This window comes from Paenibacillus sp. ATY16 (genome assembly GCF_003399985.2).
GTDB classification, from domain to species: Bacteria; Bacillota; Bacilli; order Paenibacillales; family Paenibacillaceae; genus Pristimantibacillus; species Pristimantibacillus glycanilyticus.
Genome location: NZ_NMOK02000024.1, coordinates 42946 through 58870, shown reverse-complemented (window position 1 = coordinate 58870; position 15925 = coordinate 42946). Strand labels below are relative to the sequence as shown.

The 15925-nt window shown below is 49.8% G+C and carries 13 protein-coding genes; 2 read left to right on the top strand and 11 right to left on the bottom strand.

The annotated features are described in order from the left end of the window. Positions 1 to 68: 68 nt before the first annotated feature. A complete protein-coding gene (locus CFI03_RS15415; protein WP_201008369.1) occupies positions 69 to 1043 on the bottom strand; it encodes an aldo/keto reductase family protein in 975 nt (324 codons plus the stop codon). Between the two features lie 153 nt (positions 1044 to 1196). Between CFI03_RS15415 and CFI03_RS15410 the strand changes: the two genes are divergently transcribed. Continuing rightward, complete coding sequence (locus tag CFI03_RS15410) at positions 1197 to 1535, top strand: winged helix-turn-helix transcriptional regulator (RefSeq protein ID WP_248757885.1); 339 nt, start codon at positions 1197 to 1199, stop codon at positions 1533 to 1535. 436 nt (positions 1536 to 1971) lie between these two features. Here CFI03_RS15410 and CFI03_RS15405 read toward each other — a convergent pair whose 3' ends face one another. Genes CFI03_RS15405 through CFI03_RS15390 form a run of 4 tightly spaced genes read right to left on the bottom strand, consistent with a single transcriptional unit; the run spans position 1972 to position 6243 of the window. Beyond that, complete coding sequence (locus tag CFI03_RS15405) at positions 1972 to 3276, bottom strand: GerAB/ArcD/ProY family transporter (protein WP_248757884.1); 1305 nt, start codon at positions 3274 to 3276, stop codon at positions 1972 to 1974. Between the two features lies 1 nt (position 3277). Then, complete coding sequence (locus tag CFI03_RS15400; RefSeq protein ID WP_248757883.1) at positions 3278 to 3511, bottom strand: hypothetical protein; 234 nt, start codon at positions 3509 to 3511, stop codon at positions 3278 to 3280. After that, on the bottom strand, positions 3512 to 4687 hold the full coding sequence (locus CFI03_RS15395) for a Ger(x)C family spore germination protein (protein ID WP_248757882.1): 1176 nt from the start codon (positions 4685 to 4687) through the stop codon (positions 3512 to 3514). A gap of 26 nt (positions 4688 to 4713) precedes the next feature. Beyond that, a complete protein-coding gene (locus CFI03_RS15390) occupies positions 4714 to 6243 on the bottom strand; it encodes a spore germination protein (RefSeq protein ID WP_248757881.1) in 1530 nt (509 codons plus the stop codon). Positions 6244 to 6371: 128 nt separating this feature from the next. On the opposite strand from CFI03_RS15390, the gene CFI03_RS15385 reads away from it, so the two are divergent. Further along, positions 6372 to 6515, top strand: a complete 144-nt coding sequence (locus CFI03_RS15385) for a DUF6254 family protein (RefSeq protein WP_164775478.1) — start codon at positions 6372 to 6374, stop codon at positions 6513 to 6515. Between the two features lie 548 nt (positions 6516 to 7063). On the opposite strand, the gene CFI03_RS15380 is transcribed toward CFI03_RS15385, so the two are convergent. From CFI03_RS15380 to CFI03_RS15355, 6 genes are all read right to left on the bottom strand, one after another. Further along, entirely contained in the window at positions 7064 to 7966 is a 903-nt protein-coding gene (locus tag CFI03_RS15380) for a carbohydrate ABC transporter permease (protein ID WP_127495370.1), read from the bottom strand. Between the two features lie 16 nt (positions 7967 to 7982). After that, positions 7983 to 8945 (bottom strand): ABC transporter permease, encoded by a 963-nt coding sequence (locus tag CFI03_RS15375; protein WP_127495371.1) that lies wholly within the window; start codon positions 8943 to 8945, stop codon positions 7983 to 7985. Positions 8946 to 9028: 83 nt separating this feature from the next. Further along, complete coding sequence (locus tag CFI03_RS15370) at positions 9029 to 10750, bottom strand: ABC transporter substrate-binding protein (RefSeq protein ID WP_248757880.1); 1722 nt, start codon at positions 10748 to 10750, stop codon at positions 9029 to 9031. 91 nt (positions 10751 to 10841) lie between these two features. Further along, positions 10842 to 12401, bottom strand: coding sequence for a response regulator transcription factor (locus tag CFI03_RS15365; protein ID WP_248757879.1), 1560 nt, complete (start codon positions 12399 to 12401; stop codon positions 10842 to 10844). An 18-nt stretch (positions 12402 to 12419) separates the two neighbouring features. After that, positions 12420 to 14219 (bottom strand): sensor histidine kinase, encoded by a 1800-nt coding sequence (locus CFI03_RS15360; RefSeq protein WP_248757878.1) that lies wholly within the window; start codon positions 14217 to 14219, stop codon positions 12420 to 12422. Next, entirely contained in the window at positions 14216 to 15745 is a 1530-nt protein-coding gene (locus CFI03_RS15355; RefSeq protein WP_248757877.1) for a response regulator, read from the bottom strand. Before CFI03_RS15355 ends, CFI03_RS15360 begins: the two co-directional genes overlap by 4 nt. Positions 15746 to 15925 lie beyond the last annotated feature (180 nt).

Below are 15925 nucleotides of genomic sequence, written 5' to 3'. Positions count from 1 at the left end.
TTTCATCCCTTCATTAAACCTGAACCCATCATACCCTATTTAAATGAAGGAATGCATTCGAAACTTGCTTAACGAAGCGGAGCAAACCCTTCAATCTCGGAGAGAATTTCATCTGCGCGCGCAAGTACTTCGTCCGTCAATACTAGATCGATAGCCCCCAGGTTCTCTTTGATTTGCGAAGGCCGGCTTGAACCGATGATTGCGGAGCTTACACCCGGCTGGCGCAGCACCCAGGCAAGGGCAAATTGCGATAAGGTACCGCCGATTTCGCCCGCCAGCTGCTCCAGCTTTTGAACGCAGGCCAGCACATCCTCCCGCATATAGCTATTAATGACGAAGTTCGTACGGTCATTAGCCGCGCGGCTGCCTGAAGGGGCAGCTTGTCCCGGTTTGTATTTCCCCGTTAACACGCCCTGCGCCAAAGGAGAGAACACGACTTGCCCAAGGCCCTCTCTTTCGCTTACCGGGAGTACTTCCTTCTCGATGTAACGCTCAATCATATTGTAGATCGGCTGGTTGGAGACTAGAGGGCGAAGACCAAGGCGTTTGCCGATCCCAACCGCATCGGTAATTTGCGCGCCCGTCCACTCGCTGATTCCCGCATAGAGAACTTTGCCGGAGGCAACCAGATCGTCCAATGCTCGAAGAGTCTCTTCCACCGGGGTCTCCGCGTCATAGCGGTGGCACTGGTATAGGTCAATATAATCCGTGCCGAGACGTTTTAAGCTGGCATCGCATTGCTCCATAATATGTTTGCGAGACAAACCCCGGTCATTAGGGCCGGCGTCCATCGGAAAATACACTTTGGTAGCCAGCACGTAGCTGCTGCGCCGGAATTCCTTAAGGGCTTCACCCATTACCTTCTCGGCTTCTCCCCGGTTATACGCATTTGCCGTATCGAAGAAGTTAATCCCGTTCTCGTACGCATACCGGATACATTCTCTTGCCGTATCTTTCTCCGTGGCGTCGCCGTAAGTAAGCCAGCTTCCAAGACCAATCTCGCTAACCTTTAATCCGCTGCCTCCGAGTCTTCTGTATTTCATCCGTTGACTCCTCCTCGCCTGATCTCTTTCAAGGCTAAGTGTAAGGCAGTCCGTATTCTTTTTAAAGTAGTGAATGTTTTTTTAATTTATTATTTCTATTATATATACTATACTGAAGGTAACTTTGGCTCGTTAAGAAAGAAAGGAGCTTTAATGGTCATGAATGCGAATAATTACATTCCGAAGGAACCAGAAACGATTGAATGCAATATCGAGAAAACGCTGGACGTTATAGGCGGCAAATGGGCATTTCTTGTGATCAGAGAGTTATTCTGCGGTACAAAAAGATTCGGTGAACTTCAACGTCTGATTCCGGCGGTTAGTCCGCGGGCATTGACCAGTACGCTTCGCCACCTGGAGGAAAAAGGCGTGCTTGAACGGCAGGTATTCCCTACCGTACCCGTGACGGTTGAATATACGCTTACGCCAAAAGGCGAAGACCTGCATGCGATTTTGAAGCAAATGAAGCTGTGGGCAGCCAAATGGACCTAACATTTTCTTACTTTTACTTGACTTTTTCTGGCGAGTGATTGTATACTATAAAAGTTGTGTTATATTTAACCCCTGTATATCCCTCCAAAAACAGAAAAATTCATGATTTCCTCGAATTTCGATTTTTCTTTTTCTGTTAATTCCAATCCTTACGAACAGTAAGAACTTTGATTCACACTGGCGCGGTCTAGGAGCCGCAAGGACGGAAGAGAGGCAGGGCTTTCGTTGTTTTAAAGTATGCTTACAAGCTGCTTTGCCCGTTACGCAAAGCAACCCAGAGTATGCGCAAGATGAACATCTCACACAAATCTTGTTGCAATTAACAAGGGATATGAACCACGCGGTCAGCATGATGCTGCATGAAGTACAAACCGCCGAGGTTAAATATAAGGTACACAAGCCAACGGCACCCGCTTATGGGTGCCGTTATCCATTTCTAGCTGTTTTTCCCTCTTGATGCAAATCCTTTGCTGTACTCCTTGAAGCTCAGAAAGACGCATAACACAAGGAAGCAGATAAACAAGGTGGCTCCCGTATCGCCATAAATCCCCCGCATATTGCCGACCATCGTACCCGCAAGCACAGAGACGATCGCGCCGGCCAGCGTCAGCCATACCCCTATTCCGTAACCGGATATTTTCAAATCGGGCGGCATACTCTTTTTCTTCCGGACGGCAAGTCCAATAAACAAGCTTCCAAGGAACAGGATCTGTACGCCAAACGATAACGGCAGCATGCCAAAAGCGTAAAATAACGAAACTTCATCCGTATTATCGAATGAAATGGCCGCCAGTATCGTAATGACGATCCCCATTGGCAAATTGATAAAATCGAATTTCTTTTTCTTCGTATAGGACGCAATTCCCGTCAGGATGGCTATGTAGAGCGCAGCGTATTTGATCAGCAGCACCGGCACGTATAGCGATATAAGGAACAGGTCGATTCTGTCCAGGAAATCGGTAATGTGAATCTGCTGCACCAGAATCCAGCCGATATAGAGAACCCTTGAGGAAAGAATCGGGCTTACGACGCTAACGACGCAAAACAGCCAGATCGTTAACATCATAGAGGAGTAAATGACGCCCATTTTCATCGCTATGTAGATATCGCGAGGCTTCCTCACATGATGCAGGAAGGATCCGAATATGATCAAATCCGTGAAGGAGCCCAAGGCGAGCACTCCCCCTTTTAAAGGCTGGGCAATGCCGCCGCTTAGAAACGGCTTCAGCTTCTGCATATCAATCTCGTTCAACAGCAGCAGCGGCGTAAACGCAAAGAGGGAGAGAAACAATGTGATGAACACAACGTTCGTCCGAAACAAATGCTCCATGGACCCCCCAGCATAATAAGCCAATAGAAGCATTGTCATGAGCAAAATGTAAATCTGCGGCGTGCGCAGCAGAATGGAAGAGCTGAAAAAGTCGCTGTATATGCGCAGCTGGCTAATTAAATCGAGCATCAGATAAGCAATTAATATCCCGTTCAGCAGCCCCCCAAGCCATTTGCCGCAGGAATACTGCATCATTTCGTACATATTTTTTTCCGGGTTGAAGCGCATCAGCCTCCACAGCAAATACGCCATAAAGATACCGTACGGAATCGGAAATAAATAAGCGTACCAAGCATCTTGATTGGAAGCCATCGTAATAGCCGTCGGCATCGTGTTCATATTTGAAGCAATCAGCAATGATCCAACCAGCATAGACATTTGCATGGTCGTAACTTTCATCCGGTCCTGCATGCTAGACCCCCTGCCCTCTCATCAGAACGTAAATGCCCATGACCATTGCCCGCATGAAGGTTATGTTCATAATGGAGTATATTTTGTGGTTGACGCAAAAAACGATTAACAGGGCGATGACACCCACCACTGTGAAAAACATCGCCTTGCTTGATCCGTTTTTCATGTTTTTCCATTTCACCATCGCCGTGCCAATCACTAGAAAGATCACAAAAACGATAAACCCTAAATCCATCTATTGATCCTTCCTTCCCAGATTCTCGCTGGTCATCCCGAACCTGTACAAGTTCGCCGTTGCGGAAACTTCGAATTTCACTTTCGGGAAAATCGCATCCCAATCATTACGGTATTGCTTGGTCCATATTTGAGGGTATGCACGGTATACGTGAAGTCCAAATCCGATGGCATCGCAATTGGCATGCTGCATGCTATCCAGCGCGAGCTTGATGTCTTCCACAACCCGCTTGGACACCAGTTGCTCGATCTGCTTGCGCTGCTCGTAATCGTCATAGTTTCTGTTCAGGTTCCTGTCTTCGTTAACGCTGACTTTCACTTTCGAATGAATACGAAAGGTGATATTGTCATTCTGAATGATCGGTTTAATAGAGATCTTAGCCTCATTGATGGATACGGTAAGGTAATTGCCTTGATCACTAAAGGTTTCATCGTATTTACGGAATTGTTGGTTGAGCAACCGGACGCCAATTGCCGTGCTTCCTTTGGCAACCCCAGTCATTTTACCGTCATTAGTCAATGCAAAGCCTTCAATGAGAACATCCTCCGCCTCGGAGCCTTTCACATTTGTCTTTACTTTCTCTATATAAGGGAAAAAGGCATCCTCGCCAACCGCGATAATTTTGCTGATAATGTCTTTCACGGAAATCCGTACGCTTGCCTCGGATTGAAGAAGCTCCCTCATCGATTCCGCGGAGAAGCGTTCAAGGCGCGTATCGGCGTTCAGCACATCCACCGCTTTGCCTTTTGTTATGGCTATAAAGGCGGTTAGCCGATTTTCCGGCGTACGGGTCAAGGCATCGATAACCGTTTTTACCCCTTCGGTCCTTGCCAGGTCTTCACCAATAATAATGACGCGCCGATGACCGAAAAACAGATGTCTTGGCAGGCGGAACTGGAGCTTCGAGACCGCTTCGCGAACCGTTTTGCCGGTTTCGGTCTTGATGGCGAACGGCTTTTGCCCGCCGGAGCCGCCTCCGCCGCCCATGCTTCCCATATTGCCTGGGAGAGGTATAAGAACGCTAACCCTGAAGCTATCGTCTTCTTTATCGATGGCGCTTGCCAGTACAAAAGCGACGTCGTTGATTTCACGCCGGTCCCAACATCCCGTCAGCGTGAGGAGCATGCCTACACATACGCTGATGGAAACCACACGCCATATTCGGATTATTTTCATACGGATATAGGATACTCCTCTCCTGCTTATTCGGGCTGCGGACGCTGACGCTCTAGATTGTCGGGAGTCAAATATTTCGGACGCCTCCGCATCTTCCACCAAGGCGCGCGAACCATGACATCCTTCATATCGCTTAGATCAACCGGTGTAACCGGGGCGAGATAAGGAATGCCAAACGTCGTCAGCTTCGCCAAGTGACCAACAACAACCATAGCCGCGATCATGATCCCAAGCAAGCCAAAGACCGAAGCGAGCAGCATGATTGGAAAACGGAGCATCCGGATGGCGATCGCCGCATTGTAACGGGGCAAAGTAAAGGAAGCGATACCTGTCATCGAGACGACGATAACCATTGCGGCAGACACGATACCGGCCTGAACCGCCGCCTGGCCAACCACAAGCGCTCCCAGGATACTGACGGCCTGACCGACAATCCGGGGCAGCCGTACGCCCGCTTCGCGAAGCGCCTCGAAGGCGATCTCCATAATTAACGCTTCCACGACGGCGGGGAAAGGAATCGCTTCGCGCGAGGCCGCGATACTTAGCAGCAGGTTGGTCGGAATCATCTCCGGATGATAGGTAGAAACCGCGATATACAATGCCGGGGAAAACAAGGCGACAAACAAACTGAATAATCTCAGCCACCGCAATAAAGTGCCTACCATAAACCGCTCATAATAATCCTCGCTTGCCTGCAGCCACTGCCAGAAGCCAAACGGAGCGATCAAGGCAAACGGCGTGCCGTCTACAAGGATGGCAACCCGGCCTTCCAGAAGCGATGCCGCCACCGTGTCCGGACGTTCCGTCGTTTGCACTTGAGGGAACGGAGAGAAGCCTTGATCCTGGATAAACTCCTCGATATAACCGCTCTCCAATACGCCGTCGATATGAATCCGGCTTAAGCGGTCTTCCACTTCTTGCAGCAGCTTGGGGTTAACGATTCCGGCCATATAGGTAAGGATGATGTTCGTATTCGTCTCGGTTCCGATCACGAAGGACTTCATTTTGAGCCGCGGCGACTTGATCTTGCTTCGCACAAGCGACGTATTCGTACGGAGATGCTCGTTAAAGCCTTCGCGCGGACCACGAACCACGGTTTCCGTCTCCGGCTCGGCTACGCTGCGTCGGATGCCGCCTCTGAGGCCTAGGCAGACCGCAGTATCTTGCCCGTCAACGAACAGAACGCTGTCGCCCGACAACAGGTTGGTAAGCAGCTCTTTGTAGAATTGTATCTTGGAGGCTTGGGCAACCGGAAGCGTATGCTCGGTTATCAAGTCAATGGTAAACTCGCCGCCCTCAAGGATCATAAGCGCCTTCATTGCCGCATCCACGGCACTGGTCGTAACCATCCCGTCCACATAGCAGAGCAGAGCCTTGGGACCATTCTCGATTTCGAATTCGCGCATCACGATATCCGAGCTGTCTTTAAAGAGCTCCTCCATTATTTTGCCGTTCGCTTCTAGAGTGGGCCGGATGGGCACATCCTGGAACTTGTTAATCGCGTAATGATCCAATTTCCCTTCGGGTAAGCTTCTGGCCTTGGTTTTCGTCGGCACTGTTGTCACCACCGTTCATTAATACAGGTTATGATTACCTATTTCGCCTAAATTATGATGAGCGTTCTCTTCTGCATGATTCGGTGCCCAAAGCGCCAACCTATTGCTTAGGAAGGGAGGGAATGACCATGACATCGCCAAAAAACCGCCGCGAAAACGCTTGGAAGCAGCGTAAGCATACGCAGCATCCAACGCATGGCAAAGTGAAATCCTTCGATGAATTGAGCAAGGAAGTTGGACGGACTAATCCTAATGATGTAGAGATTTACTAAGGTGAGGTAGCTGCGCTTAGTGGCAGCTTAGATTAGAGAGATGTAAGATGGGCAGCCGCTGCGCGGAAATAACGTCCTTCCGATCGCTGTTGCCCCCGAATTTCTTCGAATGTAATCCGCTTATTGCGGATGAAATTCTGGGGCAAAGGCGAACGTTTCACTTCTCCAGTACGTTATTTCCGCTGCGCTCCCTCACCTTTTCTTTTTTGGGGACCGTTTCGGCAGTCAGCTTACCCTGACTGCCGAATTTACATAATGCTCAGTAAGCTTGTAACTGAGCTAACCCTTTAATTAATACAAGTGGTTAAAAGGCAGACGGAGCAATTCGAATGATTCTGGAGAAGTGTAACGTTCGCTTTTGCTCAAGGATTCCAACTTTACCCGTTGATTCAAGGAATCCTCGAGCAATGGCGATCGGAAGAACATTCGAATGCGCAGTTCGCCTCTTTTACCTAAAATAGCGCTCAATGCGCAGTCGCTTTTTAACCACGACAAAAAAGACCATCCATTAGGGCATTGCCCCTTAGGATGGTCTTTTTGTCGTACGGTTATTCTTTTACGCCGCCGAGCTGCATGCCGACAACGAAGTATTTCTGCAGGAACGGATACACAACGAGAATCGGCAAGGATGCGACGATTGTAATGGCAGCGCGGATCGACAGAGGCGTAACCATTGCTTTTGCCGCGCTGGCATCGCCGCCGTTTTGCAGCGCCGGATTACTGTTGGAGTTCATCGCCGACGAGAGAAGCTTCATCAGCTCATACTGAAGCGTGCTGAGCTCCTGCTTGGAAGAGGTGAACAGGAACGTATCGAACCAAGAGTTCCACTGTCCTACCGCCACGAACAAGGCTACCGTTGCGAGTACCGGCTGGCAGAGCGGCAGAATGACCTGCAGGAAGATGCGGAAGTCGCCAGCACCGTCTACTTTTGCCGACTCGATCAGGCTCTCCGACAACGTACCGATATACGTGCGGATGACGATCATGTTAAAAGCGCTAACCAGGCCAGGAACGATGTACACCAGGAAGTTATTGAGAAGGTGAAGGTCCTTAACCAAGAAGTAATACGGAATCAGACCCGCGTTAAAGTACATCGTCATTACGATAATAATCGTTATTGGCTTACGGAAAGCATATTCCTTCCGGCTTACCGTATAGGCCAGCATCGTCGTAAGGAACAAGCTGAGCACGGTTGCCAGTACGGTACGCGCGATCGAGATAAAGAAGGCATTAAATACGGTGCCTGTAACAAATACCGCCTTATAGTTCTGAAGCGTCCATTCCCGCGGCCAGACGTAAATACCGCCCCGAATCGTATCAAGCCCCGCATTAAAGGATACGGCTAGCGTATTCAAGAAGGGGTAGAGCGTAACTACGGCCAGCAATATCATGATGATGGCATTGACTGTACCAAAAATCGCCGGCTCAAGCTGAAGTGTTCTTTTTCTCATTGTAATCCCCTCCTTATCAAATAAGCCTTTCTTCGCCGAATCGCTTCGCTATCGTATTGGCGGCGTAGATAAGCGTGATGCTGACAACCGTCTTGAATATACCTGCTGCGGTTGCAAGCGAATAGTTGCCCTGCTTGAGTCCGTATTTCAGTACGAATATATCTATGGTCTCCGACCAATCGACTACAACGCCATTGCCAAGCAAATATTGCACTTCAAAGCCAGCTTCCAGAATCCAGCCCAGGTTCATGATGAGCAAAATAATAACGATGGACTTGATGCCTGGCAGCGTTATATACCACATCTTATGGTAACGGTTAGCCCCGTCAATCTCCGCCGCCTCATACAGGGATGGATCAATCGAGGTAATCGCCGCCAGATAGATGATTGCATTCCAACCGACTTCTTTCCATACATGCGATGCGCCAACAATGCCCCAGAAATATTTAGGCTCACTAAGCCACATGATAGGCTCGTGAATAATCCCAAGCTTCATCAATACTTCATTGACGATACCGCCATCCACGGACAGCGAAGTTGCAACAATTCCAGTTACGATAATCCACGATAGAAAATGCGGCAAATACGAAATCGTCTGAATCGAACGCTTAAACAGCTTGTTCTTCACTTCGTTTAACAGAATCGCGAAAACAATGGCCGTTACGAAGCCTAATACCATGTTAATGGCACTCATGCCAATCGTATTACGCAAAACGCGCAAGAAACTGTCATCGGTAAACAAGAATTTAAACTGCTTTAAGCCAACCCACTCTTGCTCGCCAAAAGATTTTGCCGGCTTGTAATTCTGGAAAGCCATTGTCCAGCCCCAAATCGGGTAATACGAGAAGAGCATGACATAAATGAGTACGGGCAGCGACATCCACATAAGCTGACCCTGGTTTTTGAACCGCTTGGATTTGCGGGTCTTCTTAGGCTGGATAGCAGCCTCAACAGCTATAGTATCTACAGGTTTCGCCATCTCTCTTCCTTCCTCCGCTCCAAAGATAAAGCGGAAGGGCTGAGGCAGTCTGCTTCATCCCTTCCGCTTTCTGCTGCCTTACATTAATTGGTGCTCCAATTTTTAATACGCCATTGAATTTGTTCGTTAATGCGGTCCTCGTAGGCTTTTACGTTGATTTTCTTATACTCGTCTACGTAATCCTGCCATACTTTATCGAATTGATCAGGTTTCGACATAATCGCTCTAGGCAGGAATTTCAGCGAAGCATCCGTCATTTTCTTGTTGGCAATCGAAGCATCGGAGCCGTCAATCAGGTCGATCTGCCAAGCCGGGTAGTAAACCGGGTTATCCGGCGGCATCGAGAAGAATTCCGTCCATGTTTTGTGGCCGTAAGCATTCAGAACTTCTTTGTCGACATCTTTCAAGCTGTCATAGAATTCTACAGGGTCTCCGCCCGGCGATGTTGCATTGCCGTCGCTCAAAGTACCTTCAATCTTAGGCAGGTATCCGTAAATGCCGTCTCCGAGGTTGGCAAGCTTCCAAGCCGGATCCTCGTAGTTTTTGCGTTGCTCAGGCGTTCTGGTGTATTTGCCGTCCGCGCCAACTTGATAGTCAACGCCTTCTTCGCCCCAAGTGAACATCTTTTGGTATTTCTCATCCATCAGCTGTTCAAGCGCTTGAATAATGCGTTTCGGATCCTTCGCGTCTACCGAAATACCAAAGCCGTTGTTCAAGTTGATAACGGCGCGGTCGCGGTAGTAGTCCTTAATGCTTGTGTCATAAACAAGCGGGAAGCCTACATAAGTGCGGTCGGACTTGCCTTGCGTATTCAGAGAGTCTTCCGCGGTTTGGAAGTTCCAGTGCTGGTCGAACATACCAAGGACATTGCCTTGAGTCAGCTTCGCCAAATACTGGTCATAGTTTTGGGTAAATGCTTCTTTATCCATCAGCCCTTCGTTGTACAGGCCGTTCAGTTCTTTGTAGTAACGTTTCGAAATGTCTTGCGTCGCGAAAACGCTTGCCACGCCATTGTCTACAACAACGCCGCCGTCGTTTGGATGTCCTGTCAGATGCTCAGGCGCATTCAGCAGGCCGAATGTCCGCCAGTCGGACGCGAGTGTCGTAAAGCCGATTGTTTTCTGACCGTCGATTTCAGGATATTTGGCCTGATATTCGCGGATCAGCTTCATATAATCATCAAGAGTTTGGAGTTTAGGATAACCGAATTCCTTCAGTACGGCTTTTTGAATCCAGAAGGCTGGACCGCTGTAGAACGTTTCGTTCACATTGCCTTGATACGCGCCGTAGTTAGGCAGCCAGTAAATGTGGCCGTCGGAAGGATCCTTCATCCGGTTCCAGTATTTCGCGTAATGCTCTTTCAGCTTCGGAGCATACTGCTCAATAAGATCTTCAAGCGGAATAACAGCACCCGCCGATACAAGCTTAGGGTCCGCGGTAATCAAATCAGGATAGTCGCCGCCGGCAATCATAACGCCAAGCTTTTGCTCAAGGTCGCCTACCAGGAATTCCGTCTTAAACGTAATGCCCAGATCTTCTTTAATTTTTTTGAACAGCTTGTTGTCCGGTGTTGGCGATTGGCCAGGAGCCCCGATAAAAGCGGAGATCTCGATTGGCTTCAATGCCTCATCCGTTGCATTTGTGCCCGAATTGCCTGCGTTCGCAGATGCAGATGGCGCAGCGGACGCATCGCTGTTACTATTTTTGCCACCGTTATTGCCATTACTGCACGCTGCAACCGTTAAACTCAAGGCAACCGCGACTGCCATAGTTGTCAACAATGGCTTTTTTGCTTTAACCCCCATTTGCTTCTCCTCCTACGGATTGTGTGCTTACCTCTACATTATGAAGCATTTGAATGCGTTTACATCATAATCAGAGTTAAGCATTATACCCCTACGATTTAAGGTGGGGTATTGTTTTTTTATACTCGGCAAGCTTCATGCCGAAGCGTTTCTCGAATTGCTTCAGGAAATGTTGATAGCTGCAATAACCAAGCCTCTCCGCCAGTGCTGACCCCGAAATATCCTGGTTATGGAGCAGTTTCTTCGCATCGTTCATCCGCAGTTGATGAATATATTCATGAATGCTGACGCCGTATTTTCTGGTAAAAGCCTGCCCCAGGTAAACCGGATTCATATAAAAGATTTCCCCTATCTCCTTCACCGTAACGGATTCGCAGTAGTGCTGGCGCAAATATTCCTCTACCTTGGCAATAGTTCCTCCCTGCTGCCGGCTTCGGCACAATGACAATTCTTCACGGCACATTAGGCAAAAGCTCAGCAAAAACGCATGCAGCTTCATCAAAGAATGCTCATTCGCCCCAACAAGCGGATACCCGGTCTTCTCCAGCATCTGGTCCGCGTCCCCGCCAAGCTCTTTGTAAATGCCGGAGCACTGCACCATAATGTGGGTAGAAAAGGCGGAGATCAAGGAAGGCATCGTTCTTTTATCGGCGAAATGATCAAAGATCTGCTGCAGGCGCTCTACAATCCTCTCTTCATCATTGGTTTCAACGGCCTCAATGATTTTTTCGGCTGCCTCCCATAGATGCGAATCATAGGCAAAGCCCTGCTCCTTAATCTCGTCATAGTAGAGAGGTCTCTCTCTACGGTCATAAAAGAGATAAGCACCCGCTTCCTCGGCGTGCCGGTAAGAGCTGCCAAGCTGCTCCGGCTCCTTCACCAGACTGCCGACTACCATGCTGAGGCTTCCGCGAACCGATCCCCGGAGCGCTTTGTAAAGAAGCTCTGCCGCATCCTGCATAGCCGATTTGCTGTCGTCCCGAAGTATACAGGCCATCCCGAAAGAGGTCAGCTCCTGATCCAATATGCAGCCTCCGGCTCCTCCTTCGACTTGGCCCTTCTCAAGCAGTTTCTCAACCTCTTCCACCGCGGATGCTAATTCCGATTCGTCCACTGCAACACGCATGTATACCCATCCGGCAGCCTCTGCGGAGATGCGTTTAATGGAAGTTTGGTCAGCATCGGAAAGTTCCTCGCCGCGAAGCAATGCGGTTAACGCGCGTCTCTGCGCGCAGCGCTCCGTATAGCGGACAACCTTCTGTTTGCGGCTCTCTTCCTCCAATGTTTTGTTCAAACATTCCAGCACTTCATCGGCTTCATCGCTCATAATCGGTTTGGTCAAATAATGCGAGACGCCCAGCTGCAAAGCGCGCCTTGCATACTCGAAATCGCTGTAGCCGCTCATAACGACGAATTTAGTCTGTTTATGGCCCTCCAGCCTCATCCGGGAAATAAGCTCCAGTCCGTCCATGATCGGCATGCGAATATCCGTAACGACTAAATCGGGCTTGGATTCCCGGATCAGGCGGGCTGCTTCTTCGCCGTCTCCGCAGACCGATTCCACCTCGAATCCATTCTTCTTCCAATCGATTAATAATTGAAGACCCTCTATTGCAAACGGCTCATCATCAACGAGCAAAACACGGTACATACTGCTCCCCCTTTCCAATTACGAAGCCGCGCCCGGCTTTGTCTGGTTATTCTCAAGCTGGTGAAGAGGTATTTGATAACTCACGGTCAGCCCGCCCTCCGGGCCGTTCATCATCCGGAACTGTACGCTTTCATGGTAAAAAAGCTCCAGCCTGCGGTACACGTTGCGAAGACCGACATGTCCTTCCATCGCATGCTCCGAACGGACCGCCTGCTGAATCCGGTCCAGTGCCTCCTGCTCCATGCCGATTCCGTTATCGGCCACGGAGACCGTTAACCCCCGTTCGGACATGCGAGCCTCGATTCTGACGGCTCCTCCGCCTTTAATCGCCTGCAGCCCGTGCTTGCAGGCATTCTCCGCCAGCGGCTGAATGCTCATGATCGGTACCCGGACGTCATTCGCAAGCGGATCAATATCAACAACATAATCAAACCGATCGCCGAAACGGAATTTCTCAATCTGCAGGTACATCAAGGTGAACTGCAGCTCCTCCTTCAGCGGTACCAGATCGTCTGCCCGCCGGAGCAGCCTCCGGAGAAGAAGCGATAGGCTTTTTATAATTTCGGTCACATCCTTGTAACCGTTTTTCGTCGCCACAACAAGAAGGGCATTTAAAGTATTGAACAGGAAATGCGGATTCATCTGGCTCTGAAGCATATTCATCTCCATTCGCACCCGCTCGACCTCCAGGCTTTTCTGATGAATCTCGAGTTTGTAGACGTCGTTAATCAGCGTATTGATTTTCCTGGTCATCATATTGTAGGTGTTAATAAGTCCGCCAATCTCGTCTTTTCCTTCCGGGAGAGTGACCTGATCAAACCGCTCGTTGCGCACGCGGTCCATATGCCGGGCCAACTTCTTGATCCGATAATGGTAAGAACGGAGCATAACGAATATTAACAGCGAAGGAATAAGCGTGCTTATGACCGCAAGCCACAGGATGGAACGCCGCGCCTCATCCAGAAGAGTCGTAATCCGGTCGTTGTTAGCCCTGCCAACCAATTTCCATCCTTGCACGTAACTGACTGTGCCCAGATTGGATACAAAAACGTCTCCCTTTGCCCAATCCGACATATCGGCATCATAAACCGACTTGCCGCGTCCGCCCGATTCCGCCACAACCTGATTCTGATCGTTTACCAGCTCCAGCTGCAGGCTGTCGCTTTCCCTGCTCAAAATATCGTAGATTTTATCCACGTTCAAATCGATCCTTAGAAATTTGCGGTATTGCGGCTTTACAATGCTAAAGCCTTGATCCATGTCGCTGATAACGCTTATTTTCTTTGCCAGGCCCGTAGTTCCCGACGCCTCGGAATAAGCAATGACGCGAAAAGCATGACCCGGCTGGCTTAGCAAAGGCCCCAGCCAAGGACTTTTTTCTTCCGGGGCATTAATGACATAATAATTGTTACCGGTCTGAATGGTATGGTTATACGTATAAATCCGGATTTCCAAAATGTTCGGGTACACCGGCATGTAACGCTTCAGCTTATTGCGGAGAACGCTGTCATAGCTCTCGTAAGAGGAGACAGGGCTGTCGTAGGTTTTGTCGAGCACCTCGTTCAGGGAATCATCGCCTTCGATGGAATGACTCACCGCAACGCTTTCGTCAATCATGCTGTGAAGCTCCGCCGCGGCCCGGTCCATCGATTTGCGAAGGTTCTCCTGTTCGCGGATCCGGATATTGTCCGAGTTCTGCTGGTAGAAAAAAACGTTGATGCCGATAATGGGAATGAGGATGCATAACAAGTAAATCATTAGAAACTTCAGGTTTAGGGGAATATCGTTGATTTTATTCGAAAACAGCCTGTTCTTCACTCAAGACAATCCCCTTTTTGGTTTGATTTATAAGCCGATGGCGATACTTTCGTCAGGGACTTGAAGACGGAGCCGAAGTATTCCGTGCTGTGATAGCCAAGCTCGTTCGCAATGGTGGACACCTTCAGATCCGTTCGAAGCAACAGCTTCTTCGCTTCCTTAATCCTCAGAAGATGCATATAATCGTTAAAGCAATAGCCGGTTACCCTCTTGAACTGCTGGCCCATATAAACCGGGTTCAGGCGGAATAGCTCCGCAAGGTCCTTCAGCTGCAGCTTCTCCCGGTAATGATCGGTTACGAAGGCAACGGCCTCCTGGAGCCGGCCTTCCGGCCTCTTGCTGTTCAGCTCGTCGATCTGCCCGGCTGCCTGCAGGCACGCTGCCGACAACTGTTCCCGCACATTCCCCAGCAGGCCGTATGGAGGCAGAATCCATTCAGGCGGATTGGCCGGATCCCCGCCGGCTTTATGATAAGCGCGAAGCAGTCCGCCCTGCAGATACGAGAGAGTTGCCGTCAAGCTGCTTGCCGGTTTATGGGTTCCTTCAACAAACTCAACGAGTGCGGTGGCAGCCTGTTCTATTGCGGAAAAATTGTTACGTTCTACCGCCGCTAATAAAGCCTCTGCCCGGCTTGCCGCATCCTCCCACCGCCAATGCGTCTGTTCATCCCTGTGCTCATACCAAAAGACACCCGCCCGTCCCTTGTACAAGCCTCTGCTTCGGAGCTCCTGAAGCTGCGTATTCAGCTGTCTCAGATGCCTCCAGCCCCGCGTTTCCCCACTAACATAAATCGAACACGAAGGCCACCGGCCGGAAAGCCTCTCTACCATCCGCCTAATGCCCGCGTCTAATCCCTCTTCCTGTCCATCCTGCTGCGGGGACCATACCAGCAGCCCGATTGAACCCGATGGCTCCTCCATGCATCCGAAGCCGGCCGGCAGCCCTGACAATTCAGCTTCCACTTCTTCCATAGTCGGCCCGGGCTTTCCAGCCTTTGCGTCCAAAACAATCAGTCTCCCCGTTGCCTCCGGCAAGCAGCCCAGATGGGAGGTCAAGGCTATCCGAGCCTCCTCGCTCTCCTCCTGCAGCGCTCTGGCAAATACGATGGATAACGATTCGCTCGCCGATGCCTCCATGCTGTTCCGCTGGTCCATGTCTAACCGAAGCGAATCGAGCAATTCATGTATCTCTTCTTCGATAAGCGGCTTTAACAGGTACTGCTCTATCTGATGACGGATCGCAAACTGCGCGGCGTCAAACCGCGAATACCCGCTCACAATCACCGTTTTTATCTCTTTCAGCCCTTGGTTTTGCTTCATTTGCCGGATCAGCTCAAGCCCATCCATAACCGGCATCTGCAGATCGGTAAATACAAGATCGGGCACTTCCCGCTCCATAACCTCAAGCGCTTCCCTGCCGTCCGAAACCGCCCAGCAAAGCCGGAACCCATGCGATTCCCAATCGACCATGGTCCTCCAGCCCTCCAGCATAAACGGTTCATCATCTACAACAAGTACGTTGTACATGCGAGCACCACCTTTCAGACGTTTATCTTCGTCGTCAATACCTACCCTCAGTGTCACATAGGGTTACACCATCAGCAATGTTAAAAAGTTAAGATTTATTGGATTATCTTAAGATAAAATGTAAGCGTTTACGATTCATTTTGCAACAAAATTGCAAAACCCCGGTTCCCCGGGGTACTG

Bases quoted from the DNA above. Each gene is read 5' to 3' on its own strand.
- CFI03_RS15365 (WP_248757879.1), bottom strand. From the start codon at position 12,401: ATGTACCGTGTTTTGCTCGTTGATGATGAGCCGTTTGCAATAGAGGGT.
- CFI03_RS15400 (WP_248757883.1), bottom strand. From the start codon at position 3,511: ATGGATTTAGGGTTTATCGTTTTTGTGATCTTTCTAGTGATTGGCACG.
- CFI03_RS15375 (WP_127495371.1), bottom strand. From the start codon at position 8,945: ATGGCGAAACCTGTAGATACTATAGCTGTTGAGGCTGCTATCCAGCCT.
- CFI03_RS15380 (WP_127495370.1), bottom strand. From the start codon at position 7,966: ATGAGAAAAAGAACACTTCAGCTTGAGCCGGCGATTTTTGGTACAGTC.
- CFI03_RS15385 (WP_164775478.1), top strand. From the start codon at position 6,372: ATGACATCGCCAAAAAACCGCCGCGAAAACGCTTGGAAGCAGCGTAAG.
- CFI03_RS15405 (WP_248757884.1), bottom strand. From the start codon at position 3,276: ATGCAGGACCGGATGAAAGTTACGACCATGCAAATGTCTATGCTGGTT.
- CFI03_RS15410 (WP_248757885.1), top strand. From the start codon at position 1,197: ATGGTCATGAATGCGAATAATTACATTCCGAAGGAACCAGAAACGATT.
- CFI03_RS15415 (WP_201008369.1), bottom strand. From the start codon at position 1,043: ATGAAATACAGAAGACTCGGAGGCAGCGGATTAAAGGTTAGCGAGATT.
- CFI03_RS15355 (WP_248757877.1), bottom strand. From the start codon at position 15,745: ATGTACAACGTACTTGTTGTAGATGATGAACCGTTTATGCTGGAGGGC.
- CFI03_RS15370 (WP_248757880.1), bottom strand. From the start codon at position 10,750: ATGGGGGTTAAAGCAAAAAAGCCATTGTTGACAACTATGGCAGTCGCG.
- CFI03_RS15395 (WP_248757882.1), bottom strand. From the start codon at position 4,687: ATGAAAATAATCCGAATATGGCGTGTGGTTTCCATCAGCGTATGTGTA.